The sequence below is a fragment of the Dyella kyungheensis genome, assembly GCF_016905005.1.
GTDB lineage: Bacteria > Pseudomonadota > Gammaproteobacteria > Xanthomonadales > Rhodanobacteraceae > Dyella > Dyella kyungheensis.
Window position 1 is genome coordinate 1 of the sequence record NZ_JADIKC010000033.1, and the last position, 281, is coordinate 281.

Annotated in this window: 1 pseudogene; it reads left to right on the forward strand. The window is 69.8% G+C overall.

Going from position 1 to position 281, the window contains the following annotated elements:
* Nucleotides 1-275, forward strand: a pseudogene (locus ISP20_RS21480) (hypothetical protein); the annotation flags it as partial.
* Nucleotides 276-281 lie beyond the last annotated feature (6 nt).

Genomic DNA, 281 nt, shown 5'->3' on the forward strand with positions numbered 1-281 from the left:
TGGAGCTGCCCGCCGGCGCGCCGATCGACATGCCCAAGGGCGACGGCAGTGCGCCACCCAGCCCGCCCGCACCGAACGGCATGGCGGTGGGTCCGGCGGCCCCACCGCAGAACGGCCCGATGATCAATGCCGCTCATCCCGTCATTCCGCCGAACCCGGCCCTGCAATCGCCCAACGGGGTGGACTCGCAGGCCGATCGCATCCGCTTGTTGAAAGAAGCCATCCAGAAGCGCCGCGCCCAACAGCAGGCGGCGACCCCCGAGGGAGCCCATTAACGTCAT